Annotated in this window: 17 protein-coding genes; 2 read left to right on the forward strand and 15 right to left on the reverse strand. The window is 38.7% G+C overall.

The window, feature by feature from the left end:
- Positions 1 to 77 precede the first annotated feature (77 nt).
- The 3 genes from hpf to NXS10_RS06395 form a co-directional block, all read right to left on the reverse strand.
- Positions 78 to 626: a ribosome hibernation-promoting factor, HPF/YfiA family gene (gene hpf, locus NXS10_RS06385; RefSeq protein ID WP_259138935.1), complete on the reverse strand. Its 549-nt coding sequence runs from the start codon at positions 624 to 626 to the stop codon at positions 78 to 80.
- 75 nt (positions 627 to 701) lie between these two features.
- Positions 702 to 1,364 carry a ComF family protein gene (locus NXS10_RS06390; protein WP_259138937.1) on the reverse strand — a complete coding sequence of 221 codons (663 nt, stop codon included), beginning with the start codon at positions 1,362 to 1,364 and terminating at the stop codon, positions 702 to 704.
- Positions 1,364 to 2,662, reverse strand: a complete 1,299-nt coding sequence (locus NXS10_RS06395) for an ATP-dependent helicase ComFA (protein ID WP_259138940.1) — start codon at positions 2,660 to 2,662, stop codon at positions 1,364 to 1,366. The genes NXS10_RS06390 and NXS10_RS06395 overlap by 1 nt, the downstream gene beginning before the upstream one ends.
- A gap of 53 nt (positions 2,663 to 2,715) precedes the next feature.
- Between NXS10_RS06395 and NXS10_RS06400 the strand changes: the two genes are divergently transcribed.
- Entirely contained in the window at positions 2,716 to 3,372 is a 657-nt protein-coding gene (locus tag NXS10_RS06400) for a YigZ family protein (RefSeq protein ID WP_259138942.1), read from the forward strand.
- Positions 3,373 to 3,447: 75 nt separating this feature from the next.
- Positions 3,448 to 4,377, forward strand: a complete 930-nt coding sequence (gene cysK / locus NXS10_RS06405; protein WP_259138943.1) for a cysteine synthase A — start codon at positions 3,448 to 3,450, stop codon at positions 4,375 to 4,377.
- Positions 4,378 to 4,402: 25 nt separating this feature from the next.
- Here the strand turns inward: cysK and NXS10_RS06410 are convergent, their stop codons facing one another.
- The 12 genes from NXS10_RS06410 to gmk form a co-directional block, all read right to left on the reverse strand.
- Entirely contained in the window at positions 4,403 to 4,768 is a 366-nt protein-coding gene (locus tag NXS10_RS06410; protein WP_259138945.1) for a S1 RNA-binding domain-containing protein, read from the reverse strand.
- Positions 4,769 to 6,169, reverse strand: coding sequence for a Cof-type HAD-IIB family hydrolase (locus tag NXS10_RS06415; protein WP_259138946.1), 1,401 nt, complete (start codon positions 6,167 to 6,169; stop codon positions 4,769 to 4,771). It lies immediately after the preceding gene.
- A gap of 50 nt (positions 6,170 to 6,219) precedes the next feature.
- A complete protein-coding gene (locus NXS10_RS06420) occupies positions 6,220 to 6,861 on the reverse strand; it encodes a response regulator transcription factor (protein ID WP_308445764.1) in 642 nt (213 codons plus the stop codon).
- Positions 6,848 to 7,882 carry an envelope stress sensor histidine kinase LiaS gene (locus NXS10_RS06425; protein ID WP_259138951.1) on the reverse strand — a complete coding sequence of 345 codons (1,035 nt, stop codon included), beginning with the start codon at positions 7,880 to 7,882 and terminating at the stop codon, positions 6,848 to 6,850. Before NXS10_RS06425 ends, NXS10_RS06420 begins: the two co-directional genes overlap by 14 nt.
- On the reverse strand, positions 7,879 to 8,574 hold the full coding sequence (liaF, locus tag NXS10_RS06430) for a cell wall-active antibiotics response protein LiaF (RefSeq protein ID WP_259138953.1): 696 nt from the start codon (positions 8,572 to 8,574) through the stop codon (positions 7,879 to 7,881). The genes NXS10_RS06425 and liaF overlap by 4 nt, the downstream gene beginning before the upstream one ends.
- 82 nt (positions 8,575 to 8,656) lie before the next feature.
- Entirely contained in the window at positions 8,657 to 10,597 is a 1,941-nt protein-coding gene (pknB, locus tag NXS10_RS06435) for a Stk1 family PASTA domain-containing Ser/Thr kinase (protein WP_259138954.1), read from the reverse strand.
- A complete protein-coding gene (locus NXS10_RS06440; protein ID WP_259138957.1) occupies positions 10,594 to 11,334 on the reverse strand; it encodes a Stp1/IreP family PP2C-type Ser/Thr phosphatase in 741 nt (246 codons plus the stop codon). The genes pknB and NXS10_RS06440 overlap by 4 nt, the downstream gene beginning before the upstream one ends.
- A 38-nt stretch (positions 11,335 to 11,372) precedes the next feature.
- Positions 11,373 to 12,689: a 16S rRNA (cytosine(967)-C(5))-methyltransferase RsmB gene (gene rsmB, locus NXS10_RS06445; RefSeq protein WP_259138959.1), complete on the reverse strand. Its 1,317-nt coding sequence runs from the start codon at positions 12,687 to 12,689 to the stop codon at positions 11,373 to 11,375.
- Positions 12,679 to 13,614, reverse strand: coding sequence for a methionyl-tRNA formyltransferase (gene fmt / locus NXS10_RS06450; protein ID WP_259138961.1), 936 nt, complete (start codon positions 13,612 to 13,614; stop codon positions 12,679 to 12,681). Before fmt ends, rsmB begins: the two co-directional genes overlap by 11 nt.
- A 12-nt stretch (positions 13,615 to 13,626) precedes the next feature.
- Entirely contained in the window at positions 13,627 to 15,972 is a 2,346-nt protein-coding gene (locus tag NXS10_RS06455) for a primosomal protein N' (protein WP_373318048.1), read from the reverse strand.
- Positions 15,973 to 16,086: 114 nt separating this feature from the next.
- Entirely contained in the window at positions 16,087 to 16,401 is a 315-nt protein-coding gene (gene rpoZ, locus NXS10_RS06460; RefSeq protein ID WP_259138965.1) for a DNA-directed RNA polymerase subunit omega, read from the reverse strand.
- Positions 16,402 to 16,427: 26 nt separating this feature from the next.
- The gene (gene gmk / locus NXS10_RS06465; protein WP_259138967.1) at positions 16,428 to 17,051 is read right to left on the reverse strand and encodes a guanylate kinase; all 624 of its coding nucleotides are present in this window, start codon (positions 17,049 to 17,051) and stop codon (positions 16,428 to 16,430) included.
- Positions 17,052 to 17,469: the final 418 nt, after the last annotated feature.

Genomic DNA, 17,469 nt, shown 5'->3' on the forward strand with positions numbered 1-17,469 from the left:
ATTACAATTATTCCAAAGCGTTTTTTTATTATAAATTTCTTGAAACACCATCTCTTAAGACGCCAACATTCGCTTTCTTATTTTGCTTCAATAAGTCCTAGTTGACCATCTTCACGACGATAAAGAACGTTTGTTGTACCATCTTCGCCATCTGTATAGATAAAGAAATCATGCCCCAAAAGTTCCATCTGTAAAATAGCTTCTTCAACATCCATCGGTTTTAAACTAACATGTTTAGTACGAACAACCTTTGTTTCTGGAACCTGCTCGATTACCTCTGCTTCAAATTCAGTCGTGAAAACTTGTCCAGCTGACACTTTTTCACGATGTTTTTTGGCAATCTTAGTCTTGTTTTTGCGAATTTGACGTTCAATCTTATCAACAACCAAGTCAATAGAGCCATACATATCCTGAGAAACGTCCTCAGCACGTAATACAACTCCATCCACCAAGATGGTCACCTCAACTTTTGAAGATTTCTCACGATAAACCTTTAGGTTGACACGTGTATTCAGTGTTTGACTTTCATTAAAATACTTTTCAATCTTAGCTAACTTGTTTTCAACATAGGTACGAAGGGCATCCGTAACTTCGATATTTTCTCCGCGAATACTAAATTTAATCATAAAGTACCTCTTTCTTGCGCTCATCACGCTTTCTTTATTATCATTATAACCGCTTTCATGAAAGTTTGCAAGCGTTTAGCGTACCAATGAAAAAGTCCTTATCTGTTTGACCCCTTTTTCTCTCAATAAAAAGACAATGTCAGCAAGCGTGGCACCTGTTGTATAGATGTCATCAACCACCACAACCTTATCAGGAAGTTGAGCTTTTGATACTACAGAAAAGGGATTGATGTGAGATAAACGTTCTTGTCTTGAAAGACTGGATTGCTTAGTGACGTGTTCTTTTTGAAGAAGTTCTTTATATGTTATTTTAGCTGCATCTAGTAAAGCAGTGACTTGATTAAATTGACGCTCTTGATAGCGCTTAACACTAATAGGAACTGGGACAACAGTATAGCCTTTATAGGTTCGTAAATGCGCTTTCATATCTTTTGCAAATGCATAACGTAATAAGTAGTCTCCCTCAAACTTAAAGGAAGAGAAATAAGCTTTCATACTATCATTATATTGATAGAGTGCTTGGTGAATGACGGTGTGTCCCTTTTGTTCCCATTCTTTACAATCACGACATGTCTCATTTATATCTGGTTTAAAACAATTAGGACAATGGACTTTTGATACTTTCTCAAAACTTTGATGACAGTCCTTACACAATCCATACTCTATTGGTTTTAAGAATAATATATCTGAAAACCGCACCGCCTCTTTGCGATATTGTCCGCATAGTAAACACGTCATTAAAAGCCTCCCTTATGATTCATTTCTTTAATTTCTGCTATGGATTGTTTTATAGCTGTTGTGAGACCTGTGTGGAAAAATAGCAATTCACCTGTCGGACGCTCCTTACTTCTTCCGACACGACCAGCGATTTGCACTAAAGCACTTCTAGTATATATCCTGTGATGTGCTTCTATCACAAAAACATCTACACAAGGAAACGTCACCCCTCTCTCCAAAATAGTTGTTGACACAAGAATAGTGATCTCTTGTGTTCGGAAAGCATCCACCAATTCCAATCGATTAACGGTTTTACTGGAAACAAAACCAACTTTTTCTTCTGGAAAATAGCCTTGCAGACACTCAGCAAACTGCTTTCCTTCCTTGATATTAGGATAAAAAATTAAGAGGGGATATTCCGTTTTTCTCTGCCTCTTAAGATAATGATACAAAGGTCTTGGCAGTTGCTGTTTAGCAAGAGATTTCCAGCTATTTTCCTGCCAAATCGTCTTTGGCACAACGAGGGGATTAGCATGAAAGCGCCGTGCTAAGTGGTGTTTTTTGAGTTTTCCTTTTTTAACTAATTTTTCTAGAGCATCTGTCGAGGTTGCTGTTAAGTAGATATTAATACCATCTGATTTTGTCGCTTGCTCTACAGCATGATAAAGACAAGCATTATCCACAAAAGGAAAGGCATCTACCTCATCAATAATCAATAAATCAAAAGCTCTATAAAAAGTCATCAGCTGATGTGTCGTGGCAACAACTAAAGGTGAACGTCGGTAATTTTCTGACTCACCATGTAACAAGCTAATGGAACAAGAAAAATCACGTCTAAAACGCTTGTCCAATTCTATACAAACATCTACTCTAGGACTTGCTACACAAACGGCGCCACCCTTATCAATAACACGTGCCATAACCTGATATATCATCTCTGTCTTTCCTGCTCCTGTTACAGCATGTACAAGTAAATTTTCTTTTTTTATCAGACCATTAACGAGAGCATCTGAAACTTCTTTTTGAAAAGGCGTTAGTTGACCAGACCATCGAAGACACTTCGTAGCTGGAAAGAGTTTTTGCGGAAAAGAGCAAAGTTGACTCTCACTTGTCAAACGTCCAAAAACCAAACAGAATCTGCAATAATAGTTTCCTGTCGGAAGTAAATTTTCTCTAGGAACAGCCTGCCCACAACGTATACAAACGTCGCAATGACCAAGTTGTCTAAAAGCAGGTATCAGATCTGCTTGATCCCAAAAAGTTTCTGGTACTCTTTCCTTAGGTAAACGTCGTCCGTAAAAATCCTGTTGTTTCTCCATATCTATCTATTCGGAAAACTTGCTAAAAGTAAAGTTTTTGGTACAATTTTGATATGGACTATAAAACAATAAGAGAGGATGGTGTTATTGAGGACATCATCAAAAAATCACGCTTTATCTGCCACTTAAAACGAATCACTAGCGAAGAAGAAGGCAGGGACTATCTCGCTACAATTAAAAAAAAACACTACAAAGCAAATCACTCCTGCTCGGCAATGATTATAGGAGAAAGAGGAGAAATTAAACGTTCTAGCGATGACGGTGAACCAAGTGGAACAGCTGGTGTCCCCATGTTAACAGTACTTGAAAAACAAGAGCTCACTAATGTTATTGCTGTGGTGACACGCTATTTTGGTGGTATCAAGTTAGGAGCTGGAGGATTAATTCGTGCTTATTCTGGTAGTATTGCTCACGCTACTAAAAAAATAGGACTAGTACACGTCAAAGAACAAGCTGGTCTTAAAGTCACACTGACTTACCCACAATATCAAGTCTTGAATAACTTTCTGAATCAAAAAGCACTCACTGAGCGAAATACACGTTTCTTAGAACAAGTCACAACAGAATTTTATGTTGATCCTGACCTTCTTGAAACAACATGCGAACAACTGATTGATTTTTACCAAGGAAAAATTACTACTAAAAAAATAGATTCACAGATTATCGAAGTCCCTATCACTCTTGGTGATAAAAAAGACCTATCACAATGATAAAAAATGTGTATTTTACAATCAAAGAGACGGCGTTTATACTAAAGTTACAAACCTAAAGAGAGAGGTTCCCTTATGTCAACGATTTTTAATTCTATTACTGAATTGATTGGAAATACACCAATTATTAAACTCAACCGTATTGTCCCTAAAGGAGTAGCTGACGTTTACGTCAAAATTGAAGCATTCAATCCAGGTTCTTCTGTCAAAGACCGTATCGCACTTGCTATGATTGAAGATGCTGAAGCACGTGGTATTATTACACCTGGAGATACTATCGTCGAGGCAACTTCTGGAAATACCGGCATCGGACTTTCTTGGGTTGGGAGTGCCAAAGGCTACAAAGTGGTTATTACCATGCCTGATACTATGTCTATTGAACGTCGGAAAATTATCCAAGCTTACGGCGCTGAGCTAGTCTTGACACCAGGAAATGAAGGCACAAAAGGTGCTATCATCAAAGCTCAAGAAATCGCTAAAGAGCGTAATGGGTTCATCCCAAGCCAATTTGAAAATCCAGCCAATCCTGCTATCCACGAAAAAACAACGGGTCAAGAAATTCTAAAAGCATTTGGTAAAGATGGCTTAGATGCTTTTGTAGCAGGTGTGGGTACAGGTGGAACGATAACAGGAGTTTCTCGTGCTCTCAAAAAAGCAAATTCAAATATCAAAATATACGCTGTTGAAGCAGATGAGTCTGCTGTCCTCTCTGGTGAGCAACCTGGACCACACAAAATCCAAGGTATCTCTGCCGGTTTTATTCCAAATACGCTTGATACCAATGCTTACGACCAAATCATTCGTATTAAGTCTGACGATGCTTTAGCAACTGGACGTACCATAGGTGTCAAAGAGGGATTTTTAGCAGGGATTTCTGCTTCGGCAGCCATTACTGCAACAATCAAAGTTGCTAAAGAACTGGGGGAAGGAAAAAAAGTTCTTGCTCTTTTACCTGATAATGGGGAACGCTACCTATCAACCAGTCTATATAATTTTAATAACTAAAAGAAGTCTCAAACGAGACTTCTTTTTAGTTATGTTTTTGTTGCTTCAAAAAGACTTTTGCTTCTCTTATCCAAGCGGGTAATTCCTCGACAAAGGGTTTAAAGCCAATCTTATAGCGACTATTTGAGAAACGGTGGCGATGAGGAAAACGATGCCTCTCCTCCTCCAAAGTACGCATAGAAAGGCTAGCTTTTTGGCTAAACTCATCATAATCAACCACCTGCACCAAGACTTCTTCACCTATAGACAAGACTTTATAGATGTTGTCGATATATCCCGTCTTAATCTCAGAAATATGGATCAGACCAGTCACACCATTCTCTAGTAAAACAAAGGCTCCATATGGCTTAATGCCTGTGATTGTTCCTTCGTATTTTTCACCAATTCTCATCTACTCTTTAACCTCAATTGTCTCAATAACAACATCCTCAACTGGTCTATCTTGTTCTTTTGTCTCTACAGAAGCAATTTTATCTAAAGTTTGATAAGACGTTTCACCGATTAACTGACCAAAGACCGTGTGATGGTAATCTAAGTGAGGAGTTCCACCATTTGTGGCATAGATTTCTGCGATTTCCTCTGGCCAGCCCCCACGTACGAGTTCTTTTTTAGCATAAGGTATCTTACTATTTTGAACAATGAAAAATTGACTCCCATTAGTATTTGGTCCTGCATTTGCCATAGAAAGTGCGCCACGAATATTATAAAGTTCTTCTGAAAACTCGTCTTCAAAGCTCTCTCCATAAATAGACTCTCCCCCCATACCAGTACCAGTAGGATCTCCCCCCTGAATCATAAACTCCTTGATAACACGATGAAAAGTAATACCATCGTAATATCCTTGTTTAGCAAGACCAAGAAAGTTTGCGACTGTTTTGGGTGTATGGTCAGCAAAAAGCTTCACAATCATATCACCAAGGTTTGTCTTGATGGTCGCCACTGGCCCATCAAATGTTTCGATATCAACTTGTGGAAAAGAACGTTTTTTATCTACGAGACCAAGTGCAACCAAAGCTTGATAAATACCATGTTCTTCAAGAGTAGTTGTCACGTAATCTGCTTTTTCCTTTAACTCAGAAACCCCATCTCCCATAGCGACACAAAGACCAGCATAATCAAAAATTTCCATATCATTTGGTCCATCACCAAAGACAAGAATATTTTCAGAACGCAATCCAAGCTTATCAGCAACTTCTTTGACACCTGTTGCTTTTGAAATATGAGATTGAACAACATCAGATGAATTTTCATGCCAACGCACTAAGCGCAAATGTTCTTGTAATTCAGTTGAAAGCTGTAAACTATCACCAACTTCCTCAAAAGTCCACATTTGATAGACATCATTATTCTTATAATAGTCAGAATCAACGTCACAGATTCCATAGACTGGCACCATGGCATCATCAATAAGTTTTGAACGCTCTGATACAATCGGCTTATCAGCACCACAAAAACCATAGGCAATCTTGCTTTCTCTTGCCCAAGAGATATAGTCTTTAATAATGTCTTTTGAAATAGGATGCTTTTGAATTGGCTCTGCTTTCTTATCAAGGATGTAAGCACCATTTATCGTCACAAAATAATCAGGCTCTAAGGAACGAATTTCTGGAACCACACCATAATAAGCACGTCCTGTGGCAATCCCAACAACAATGCCTTTTTTCTTGAGTTCTTCAAAAACCGTCTGAATCGTATCTGGGATAAAACCTGTTGCTTTCCTACGAAGAGTATCGTCGATATCGAAAAAAACAGCTTTTATTTTTTTAGCTTTATATTTTACTTTCGCATCCATAATAGACTCCTTTTAATAATTAAATTATTCATATATTTTTATTATACCATTTAATAATCATCTTGTGGGACAAGATGATGTTGAAAGGCATAAACAACGGCTTGAGTGCGATCTGTCACTTCTAACTTGGCTAAAATATTTGAGACATGTGTTTTGACCGTTTTTAGAGAGATAAAGAGTTCATCTGCAATCGTTTGGTTGTCGTAACCTTTAGCTAAAAGCGCTAAAATATCACGTTCTCTAGCAGTCAACTCTTCATAAAGTTCTGTCTGACTGTCATGAGCTTTTATCTTTTTATCAACTTCTGTTTCAATTGCTAGCTCATTTTTAGCAACCTTTCGAACGGCATTTAAAATTTCTGATGCACTAGAGGTTTTGAGCATATAGCCTTTTGCGCCCGCTTTAATGACAGGATAAATCTTGCTATTGTCTAAATAAGAGGTTAACACCAAAATTTTAACTTCTTTCCATTCTTTTAACAATGCTAACGTTGCCTCAACACCATCCATTTCAGGCATGACAAGATCCATCACTACCACATCAGGACGCTTCTTTAGAGCTAGATGAATACCTTCTTGACCATTGCTTGCTTCACCGATAACCTCAACGTCCTCTTGTAAATCTAAAAAACTCTTTAAGCCAAGTCTAACCATTTCATGATCGTCTACTAAAATCACCTTAATCATCGTTATTCTCACTTTCTTGTATATCTTTGTGTACTTTTTCATCTATTAAAGGCAGGCGTACATCTAAACTCGTACCTTTACCTACTTGGCTAAGCAACTGAACAGTCCCTGCTAAGTCTTCCACTCGGTCTCTGATGTTTTTTAGACCATAACTCAACTCATGATGTTCATCAATATCAAAACCAATGCCATCATCAACCATTTTAAGCTGCAAATTATTTTTTGTCTGATGGAGATAAACCTCAAGACGAGTCGCTTTGGCATGCTTTAGAGTGTTACTGATAAATTCCTGTCCAATACGAAAAACATTATCTTCAACTTTCTTAGGGAGTATGGTCACATTATTTTCGTAAACTACTTGGATATTGCTTTTATCAGTCAGTTCTTTTAAAATGAGGTCAAAGCCTTCAGATAAGGTACGATTTTCAAGCTCAATAGGACGTAAATGCAGTAGCAAAATTCGTAAATCATTCTGTGCTTTCTCAAGCATCTCTTCCACAATTTGAAGCTGTCCAGTCATGACTTTCTTATCCACATGGCTAACTGTTTGGATAAGTCCTGATAAAATCATAGTGGAGGCAAACAGGTCCTGACTCACTGTATCATGCAAATCACGAGCAATACGTCCACGCTCTTTTTTTATGATTTCTTCACCATTTAATAAACCTATATTTTCTGTATTTTGGAGACTCGTTGTCAACTGTTCCATTTTCTTAGACAAGCGTTTTAAATTTGTATTAAGTTCTGTATCTTCTTCAACTTTTAGTGGTGTATTGGCCAAAATACGCCGAAGATTTAGATTAATCTGACGTTTACTCAAATCATCCAGAATAACCCAGAACAAAAATAGCAACAGCGTCAGAGATATAGTGATGAAAAACATAGAAAAGATGAAGCGTTCTACTAACCAAATATTTTTAAAAGAACGTATGAGGTCAATCTTAAGACTATCAAGGGTCACAAAGACAATCGCTAATACCGTTAAAAAGGCATAAAAGAGAAGAAGTAGATAATAATGCTTTTTCATTGCCGTTTGACCTCCACATCTCCTGCTAAAGTATTGATCACTAGCTTGACTTGCTTTACTTTTTTACAATCACTCTCTTTAAAAAGTCTAATCGTTTCATTGCGTAAATCATATTGTTCAAAGTCTAAATAACGAATACTACCATAAATCAAACTCACCTCTGCTTTAATCGCAACGTCAATTGGAACAATAATAGTCGTTGGACCAATCACCTTACGAATAAGAATCACGTTGTCCATCCCTTTTACAATGACCTGCGTTAAATCAATCGTATCACTTCCTACCATACGGATAATATTGATATCATCAAAAGCATAGCTATCACTTTCATAATCATGACTACCAATCCATTGATTACGTCGATGTTTTGCTGAAAGCGAAGCTTTCTGGAATTGAACAAGTGCATAGCGATTTTTCTTTTTGACTTGCGAAAAATGATTAAGCACTACATAAATTACAGCAAACACCACCATGAGGATAATATAGGGATTGAGCATAAAAATGAAAAGCAACAGCAAAAGACTAGCACTCAAAAGGAAATCTCCCCTATTATCCTGATTGTAAAAACGTAACACTATCAAAAGTGCTGCGACAAGGAGAATAAAACGTGATAAATCTTCTCGTAAAATAGTCAGCAAAGCAAGTGTCAATAAAACAAGCTCAACAATCACAAAAAATTGAAACTTTCGCATAACCCACCTTTCTTTTTAAAAGCTAAAAATGAGGTTGAGACAAATGTCCCAGCCTCATTCATTCTATCTATATTCGCTCTCTTTAGTCAGAAAAAGATTGCGATTCTGTACTACTGCTTGCTTCTTGTGAAGCGTCCGTCTCACTAGTGTTGCTATTTGAACTACTTTGTGAGCTACTTTGACTACTTTGCTCAGATTCTTGTGTGGATGAACTTTGTGTATTGGTATCACGGTTATCTGCACTACCAAAGTAGAGGATAATCTCATCTGAAGAGAGGTCAATACGATTGCCAGCATATGGTTCCTGTGCTATGACGATATCTGATCGGCTAACGCTACCAAACATATAGCTAGCTGTGTTGCTATCATACACATAAGTCTTGATACGACTGGTCTTGACTCCTAAACTCTTTAACGTCGCTAACGCATCTGCATAGGTCATTTGATAGAGATTTGGCATTTCAACACTATTATTTTTGGCGACGGTAAAAGTAATCTTGCTCGTACCACCAACAGTGAAACTTTCACCAGAGCTAGGTGTTTGACTAATAATGGTGCCATTTTCATACTCAGTAGTAGGCACGGTTTTCTTTGTGATCTGCGAGTTCTTGACACCATACTTGCTCTTTAGCGTCGAGACAGCTGAACTGTAGCTATCACCTATAAAGTCTTGCATTGTGATAATCTTGGTAGCCGAAGCAACATAGATGTTTATCTTTGAGCCTTGCTTTCTTGTTGTTCCTGCAACTGGGTCTGTTTTAACCACCTGACCGCTGTCTATGTCTGAGCTTTCTATCTCCTTAACCTCGCCTACTCTAAGATCCATATCGGTTAGTTTAGTCTTTGCTTGTGATAAGCTCATCCCTGAAACATTAGGAACTTTTACAGTCGTAGGCGATGTAAATGTGAGATAAGCAATCGTTCCAATAACAATTGCCAATAAAGCTATGAAAACTTTCACTAGCCCCCTTGACAAACGTCTGCGTAAGGACTTTTTCTTTTTTTTCTTACTTGTTGCTTTGGTATCAGCAATATTAGCTGCTACTTGAGAAGAATCTTGTTCCTTATGTTCTCTAGTTGTTTCTTGTTTTTCTAAAAGCTGGTCTGTGGGAGAAATAGTCTGTGTTTGAGAAAATTTTGGCAATGTTTTTGTCGTCTCATTATCCCCAAAGATGATTTTAGACTCATTTTTTCGACTATTGCTAAGAGATGTTGCTAAGTCACGACTCATCTCAACAGTAGATGTATAGCGATCTGTCAACTTTTTAGCTGTAGCTTTAATGACAACATTTTCTAAAGCTTGTGGAACTGCCTTATTTTCTGCAATAATAGATGGTAAAGGCTGCTGAAAATGCTGAAGAGCAATCGTAACTGCACTATCGCCATCGTATGGAATATGCCCTGTTAGCATCTCAAAAAGCATAATTCCCATAGCATAAATATCGCTTTGCACAGTTGCCTTTGAACCACGTGCTTGCTCAGGTGAGAGGTAATGCACAGAGCCTAGCATAGAATTTGTTTGCGTCAGACTAGTTTCAGCAAAAGCAACTGCAATACCAAAATCTGTAACTTTAACAGTGCCATCATGTGTCAAGAGAATGTTTTGTGGCTTCAAGTCACGATGAATAATTCCTTGTTGATGAGCCAAGGCCATCGCAGAGAGGATTTCTTCCATGATGCGCACCACAAATGGATTGGAAAGAGGAGCATTTTCTCGAATATAGCGCTTAAGATCAAAGCCATCAATATACTCCATAACCAAAAACTGTTGTCCATCCTCCTCACCTATATCACGAATCGCTACGATATTGGGATGGCTAAGCTCCGCCATGGCACGCGCTTCACGTTGGAAACGTGCAACTGCAATCTGGTCTGTCTGATAATTGGTACGCAAAACCTTAATAGCAACTTCTTCATTATCCAAGATGAGATCACGTGCTAGATAAACATCTGCCATACCTCCTCGTCCAATGGATTTTAAAATCCGATAACGACCAGCAAACAACTTTCCAATTTGTATCATGTGCTTGCCTCACTTTCAAAATGAACCAAAGCGACAGAAATATTATCCAAGCCTCCACGCTCATTTGCAAGTGCAACCAAAGCTCTACTCTTATCATCTAAGGACATGTCTTTTGCTAAGATAGTAGTGATGTCCTCTTTTGAAATCATGTTGGTCAAGCCATCGCTATTGATAACAAGATAGTCGCCTGCTTCAAGAACATGAGTGGCTAAATCAGGCTCCACTGGGTTTGCCTGTCCGATAGACTGAGTAATGATATTTTTTTGCGGATGCACTTCTGCTTCCTCCTCAGTAATTTCACCTGCTTTTACTAGCGCATTAACCAAAGAATGATCACTGGTCAACAAGTGATAATCACTCCCTCGAACAAGCCCAATCCTAGAGTCACCAACATGGGCAAAAATAATATTATTGTCAACAATAGCTACGGCTTCAACAGTTGTCCCCATACCTCGGTACTCTTCTTGTCGTCCCATGTCATGAATTTTTTGATTTTCCTCTTCAACGACATTAATCAACCAATCACGAATATCCACTAATTCTATCAGATGAGTTTTACTCCAAAGTCTACCAAGATCTAGGACTGTTATCTCGCTGGCGACATTTCCAGCACGATGTCCTCCCATGCCGTCTGCTAACACCACAAGAGTAACACCTTTTTTATTTTCAAAATGGCTTACATAATCTTGATTGCTCGTTCGACGTTGCCCAACGTCCGTTAACAGTGATAATTCCATAGTTTTTCTTCCGACTGTTGTCTATTCTTTCTAAACACTCATGCCATGCGTTTAAGTTGAGCGATGAAAAAGCCATCGCAACCATACTGCTCTGGAGTAATGGTGATACAACCATCTTCTACCAATTCTTGGCAAGGGTGTGTCAGTTTTACTTGTGTAAAATGAGGATGTTCTTTTAGGAACTGTTTAATAACTTGATGGTTTTCAGTTCCAAAAATCGTACAAGTACTATATGTTATTATACCACCTTTTCGTATGGTTTGACAAACACTATTTAAGATTTCTAGCTGGACTTTGGCTAATCGCTCAAAGTCTTGGTTATTTTTATTGTATTTGATGTCAGGTTTTCGTCTTATCAGTCCAATACCTGAGCATGGCGCATCAACTAACGCTTTATCAAAACTATCTTGCGGAAAAACGTGGTGAACTTTTGTAGCATCTAGTTTTTTCGTCGTGATTTTATCAGCAACATGCAGACGATCTGCATTAGCACGCACTAAGGCAAGCTTGTGGTCATAAAGGTCAAGTGCTGTGATGTGTCCTGTCGTAAGATAAGATGCCATGTGACTAGTCTTACCACCAGGTGCACTACAAGCATCAAGAATAGATTCATCTCCTGTGATATCTAAGGTCTGTGCTACCAGTTGACTAGACTCATCTTGAATCGTGATTCGTCCTTCTTGAAAATAGTGTGATGCTGAAAAATGCCCTGTCTCAGACACCAAGGCTGTGTCAGCAATTAGCGACTCTTTAAGCCCAAGAGCGGTTTTGATATTATTTTTTTCCTCCAAATGCGTAACACGTACACTGGCTTTACTGCGAACAAAAAGGCTAGCTAAAATCAATTCTGCGCGCTCTTTACCATACTCATCTATCAATTTTTTGACCAACCAGACTGGTGTAGAGTAAGTAATGGATAAGCGTTTATTTTTACGCTTAATACTAGATAGATCTGGCAAACCTTCTCTAAGGATACGACGTAGCACTGCATTGACTAGCTTGCTACTCTTTAGACTGATTATGTTTTTCGCAAGATTAACGGCCTCATTGACAATGGCATAGTGGGGAATTTTATCCAGATACAACAATTGATATAAACTCAACATCAAAAGTGTGTAAACTTTTTTTTCAAGTTCCTCACGATTAGCGATATAGTGAGATAAGTACCACTCAAGCGTCAATTTTCGTGCAACCGTACCATAGACAATCTCTGTAACAAGTGCTTTATTCTTTGATGATAGCTGATCTTTTCTTAGCTGTTTATCAAGAGCAATGTTCGAATAAGCCCCTTCGCTAAAGATATGTTCCAATATTTCAAGAGCCACCAAACGTGTCTGTTTTGTTTTAGTTTCCAAAGTAATCTCCTACCTGCAAGTTACGACCAACACCATTTAAAAAATCTGCTATCGCCATTTTAGGCTTACCTGCTGGCTGTATAACGTCAAGCGCCAAAGCACCCTTACCAGTCGCCACAATTAACTCTTTCTTGCTTTTTTGAATAATCTCTCCTGGATTTCCTACGCCTGCTACCTCATGCACTTGATAAAGTTTAAAACGTTTGCCACCAAACAGTGTGTGCGCCACAGGCCAAGGATTCATCCCCCGCACATGATTGAAAATAGAACGAGCTGACTGACTCCAGTCAATGCGCTCTTCTTCTGATGTGATATTAGGAGAGAAGGTCACTTGACTAGTGTCCTGTGGAACCGATTTTAATTGACCAGAGAGATAGGCAGGCAGACTATCAAGCAACAAATCACGTCCGATCACTGCTAGTTTGTCAAACATAGTACCGACATTATCCTCATCAGTAATAGCTGTTTTGCGAGTAGCCACCATATCACCAGCATCCATCTCCTTGACCATTTCCATCAAAGTCACACCAGTCTCCTCATCTCCATTGATAATAGCATAATGAATAGGAGCCCCTCCACGGTATTTAGGTAATAGTGAAGCGTGGACATTGAGAGCGAAATCGACACTATCTAAGAGCTTGCTTGGTAAGAATTGCCCAAAAGCTGCTGTGATGATACCATCTGCACCTAGATTTATGATGCGTTTTAGCTCTTGACTACCAGAGAGTTTTTCAGGTTGGTAAATGGGCAACTGATGTTCAAGTGCTGTTTTCTTGACAGGTGTCATGCGAATTTCTTTTTTTCGTCCAACAGCACGATCTGGTTGTGTCACGACAGCTATAACATCATAACGTTTATCAGCTAATAACCCCTTTAGCACGGTAGCTGAAAAGTCTGGCGTTCCCATAAAAATCAGTTTTGTCATATGACCTCTTTTCTATATGTTTTGTGGCTCATTATCAATCTGCACACGTAGTTGTTTATTTTCTTTTTCTTGTGTCCAATCAAGGATACGATTTAAAGATGTCTCAAGCTGATCCTCAAAGCGATATTTGATAATGATGTGATAATGATATAAATTATGCGTTCTGGCAATAGGTTTTGGTGTTGGACCCAGTAGTTTGGCTTTAGCACTCAAACTTTCTCTTAACATAGATAACACTTGATAAGACTTTCTTATCAGCTCACGCTCATCAGGTAAGGATAAAGTGATAGCAACCGTATAATAATAAGGAGGATACTCCATCGCCCTACGCATACTCATCTCGTAACGGTAAAAGGTTTCATAATCTTGATTTTTAGCCAATTGAACGGCATAATGATCAGGATTATAAGTCTGAATTACCACTTCGCCAGCCTTATCTGCACGTCCTGCACGTCCTGCCACTTGCGTTAGCAATTGAAAAGTACGCTCTGAACTGCGAAAATCAGGCAAATTGAGTGACGTATCTGCATTTAAAACACCAACCAAAGTCACATTTGGAAAGTCAAGTCCTTTAGCAATCATCTGTGTGCCCAGCAAAATATCTGCCTTTTCATTCCCAAAAGTCTTCAAAATTTTCTCATGAGCTCCTTTTTGACGTGTCGTATCCACATCCATGCGTAAAATTCTAGCCTCTGGGAAGACTTCTTGTAATTCATTATAAGCTTTCTGTGTACCTGTACCATAATAAGCAATACTTTGGCTATGACAATTTGGACAAGCTCTTGGAATTCTTTTGACAAAGCCACAATAATGACAATTCATTGTTTTGGTATCCATGTGTAGCGTCAAAGAAATATCACAATTAGGACAGTTATCTACATAAGCACACTCACGACACATGATAAAACTCGAGTAGCCTCTACGATTCAACATCAAAACACTCTGCTCACCTTTTTCAAGACGGTTAGCAATCTTCTCTAACAGCGGTGGTGTATAGTTACTAGGATTTTTTTGTCCAAGATAATCTCGAAAATCTACAATCTCAATCTTAGGTAAGGAGGCTTTAGGGTTAGCACGCTTGGTTAAGTGTAAAAAATGGTATACCTTGCGACTAGCTCTCGCTCTACTTTCGATACTCGGTGTCGCAGATCCTAACACAACAACTGCTTTATGATAATTTGCTCTGAGAAAAGCCACATCTCTTGCATGGTATCTAGGATTAGACTCTTGCTTATAACTTACCTCATGTTCCTCATCAATGATAATAGCTCCTATATTCTCTAGTGGTGAAAAGATAGCTGATCGTGCACCTACAACAACGTGCGCTTTTCCTGATTTTATTTTGCACCACTCATCATATTTTTCTCCATCAGACAAACCAGAATGCATAATCGCAACTTGCTTGCCAAAACGTGAGATAAAACGGTGTGTCATTTGAGGGGTCAAAGAAATCTCTGGCACCAAAACGATAGCCGTTTTATTTTGTTTTAGAACCTTATCGATAATATGAAGATAAACCTCAGTCTTACCAGATCCTGTCACCCCCTCCAACAAAAAAGGCGTACTATCCTTTCCAATAGCGGCACTCACCGTCTCAACAATAGCTGCCTGTTCCTCATTCAAAGTCAGAAAATCAGTTTTTTCAACTGTTTCAAAGTAAACACTGGAACGACTAACAACACGATCAACTAGCTCAATCGCCCGCTTTTCCACAAAAAAACGAATGACATCTCGTGAATACCTATTGCGTAAATCACTGAGATGACCTGTAGGATTCGCCGCTAAATAATCTTTTAATTCTTGGCGCTTTTTAGCTCTAGCAGTAATTTTCAAAGGCTCTAAAACACTTGGTTTGACTCGATAATCTTTCTGCGTTTTTACTGTCTTTTTATCTTTTGCTACATAATCAAGCGCAACTTTTTTTTGCCTTGCCAATCCCGTTAGAAGTTGTTTTTGACAATCTGCCAACTGTGAATAACGAACACTCGTCTGCCCAGAAAAAACAGTATCAATAACCTCGTTAGGTGTCTCTTGCGTGGTAGAGAAAAGCTTGTCATATTGCGAGTTCAAAAGATTTGGTAGCATAGATTTGAGAATGGAAATCTTGTAAGAGAAAACCGTCTGTCGCATAGCATCTGCAAGTTGTAATTGTTCTTCATTAAGGACAGGATCTGGATCGAGTAAATCTGCGATTTCCTTGAGAGACTGAAGAAGACAATCCCGCTCTTCTATCCCAATTACAAATCCCTGCAAAAGCCTATTGCCAGCGCCAAAAGGCACATGAACTCGACTACCACGTTCAATAAAACTCTCCAATTCCTCTGGTATCACGTAAGAAAAAGGCTTGTCTGTCTGCATCAACGCAGCATCCACAATCACTTGGGCAACTCTCACATCAACACCTCCACTCTAAGTTATTTACCTATTTTACTCATTATATCAAAGAATATGAAAAATCTAAGATTAAAAACCTTAGATTTTTTCGCCTTCTTCTTTTTCTTTTGCAATACGCTCTTTAATCTTGCGCTCTTCTTCTTCCTTGCGTAAACGTTCTTTTTCAATTTTCACACGAACGGCTACACGCTTAGCCTCTGGATCTGGGTGAAGGGTAACATTACCAGACTCGATTTCCTCAAGAGCACGAAGTGTAGGCTTCACAGAAGTAAACTCTTGAGTTGGTTTTGCACCGGCTTCTAATTCGTGAGCACGTTTAGCTTGGAGAACAACTAAGGAGTATTTGGACGGTACTTTATCAAGCAAAGTATCGATTGATGGTTTTAACATCATAAGCTTTTATCTCTTTCTATCTTTTTTTACAGTTTTGAGGTTGATTTGACCATATCACGATAGCGCCCAATGACACGCTCTATACGGTAATGCTCCGTCTCAATAATATGCTTGACACGCTCAGCAGCTAATGCAACCTCGTCATTTACAACGGCATAATCATACTCACTCATGAGTGCAATTTCTTCTTTAGCACGCTCTATACGTTTTTGTATCACCTCTTGGCTGTCTGTTCCACGACTAACCAAACGATCATGAAGTTCCTCCAAATCAGGTGGCGTCAGGAAAATGAAAACACCATCTGGAACTTTCGATTTAACTTGAAGAGCCCCTTGCACCTCAATTTCTAAAAAGACATCAATTCCTTTGTCAAGGGTTTCATTGACATAAGTCAAAGGTGTGCCATAGTAATTGCCGACATATTCGGCATACTCAAGCATTTCGCCTCTTTTGATGAGTTCTTCAAACTCCTCTCGACTTCTAAAATGATAGTCAACACCGTCCACCTCACCAGGACGCTGTTGGCGTGTCGTCATAGAGACCGAATACTCAAATTTATGGTCAGATGTTGAAAAAATCTTTTGTCTCACAGTTCCCTTACCAACACCAGATGGACCAGAAAAGACGATTAACAAACCACGTTCAGACATGTCAAACCTCCACATTCGTCTCCTCTAGTTTACCAAAAAACTTAAGAGATTTCAAGCTTGCATTGATAAAAAGGAGAAGATAGTACGACTTTCTCCTTTTTCTTCCAATGGGTAAAAATAAGCTAGCACAGCAAAAAAGAAGTACCAAACCATTTTTGCGAGCAATACACTCTTTGATACGTTGTTCTAGACTTTTCTTAGAAATTGTGCCTGGTAAATTTTTAAGAAAATCATATGCACAACAGCTACCAAACAATTTCCCCAATCCATCAGACACTTTGTCATAAGAGAAATGAGACAGATTAAAAGAAGATTAATGTCATCCAAAGCAATAATTTCAATTGACGTTATCGGCGTCAGATTCATTTAGAGCACGTTCATACCAAGGGTTGAAAATTATGGTAAAGTTCAGCGCAAA

Source organism: Streptococcus sciuri (assembly GCF_024814375.1).
Lineage (GTDB): Bacteria > Bacillota > Bacilli > Lactobacillales > Streptococcaceae > Streptococcus > Streptococcus sciuri.

Bases quoted from the DNA above. Each gene is read 5' to 3' on its own strand.
- hpf (WP_259138935.1), bottom strand. From the start codon at position 626: ATGATTAAATTTAGTATTCGCGGAGAAAATATCGAAGTTACGGATGCC.
- NXS10_RS06390 (WP_259138937.1), bottom strand. From the start codon at position 1,364: ATGACGTGTTTACTATGCGGACAATATCGCAAAGAGGCGGTGCGGTTT.
- NXS10_RS06395 (WP_259138940.1), bottom strand. From the start codon at position 2,662: ATGGAGAAACAACAGGATTTTTACGGACGACGTTTACCTAAGGAAAGA.
- NXS10_RS06400 (WP_259138942.1), top strand. From the start codon at position 2,716: ATGGACTATAAAACAATAAGAGAGGATGGTGTTATTGAGGACATCATC.
- cysK (WP_259138943.1), top strand. From the start codon at position 3,448: ATGTCAACGATTTTTAATTCTATTACTGAATTGATTGGAAATACACCA.
- NXS10_RS06410 (WP_259138945.1), bottom strand. From the start codon at position 4,768: ATGAGAATTGGTGAAAAATACGAAGGAACAATCACAGGCATTAAGCCA.
- NXS10_RS06415 (WP_259138946.1), bottom strand. From the start codon at position 6,169: ATGGATGCGAAAGTAAAATATAAAGCTAAAAAAATAAAAGCTGTTTTT.
- NXS10_RS06425 (WP_259138951.1), bottom strand. From the start codon at position 7,882: ATGAAAAAGCATTATTATCTACTTCTTCTCTTTTATGCCTTTTTAACG.
- liaF (WP_259138953.1), bottom strand. From the start codon at position 8,574: ATGCGAAAGTTTCAATTTTTTGTGATTGTTGAGCTTGTTTTATTGACA.
- pknB (WP_259138954.1), bottom strand. From the start codon at position 10,597: ATGATACAAATTGGAAAGTTGTTTGCTGGTCGTTATCGGATTTTAAAA.
- NXS10_RS06440 (WP_259138957.1), bottom strand. From the start codon at position 11,334: ATGGAATTATCACTGTTAACGGACGTTGGGCAACGTCGAACGAGCAAT.
- fmt (WP_259138961.1), bottom strand. From the start codon at position 13,614: ATGACAAAACTGATTTTTATGGGAACGCCAGACTTTTCAGCTACCGTG.
- NXS10_RS06455 (WP_373318048.1), bottom strand. From the start codon at position 15,972: ATGCAGACAGACAAGCCTTTTTCTTACGTGATACCAGAGGAATTGGAG.
- rpoZ (WP_259138965.1), bottom strand. From the start codon at position 16,401: ATGATGTTAAAACCATCAATCGATACTTTGCTTGATAAAGTACCGTCC.
- gmk (WP_259138967.1), bottom strand. From the start codon at position 17,051: ATGTCTGAACGTGGTTTGTTAATCGTCTTTTCTGGTCCATCTGGTGTT.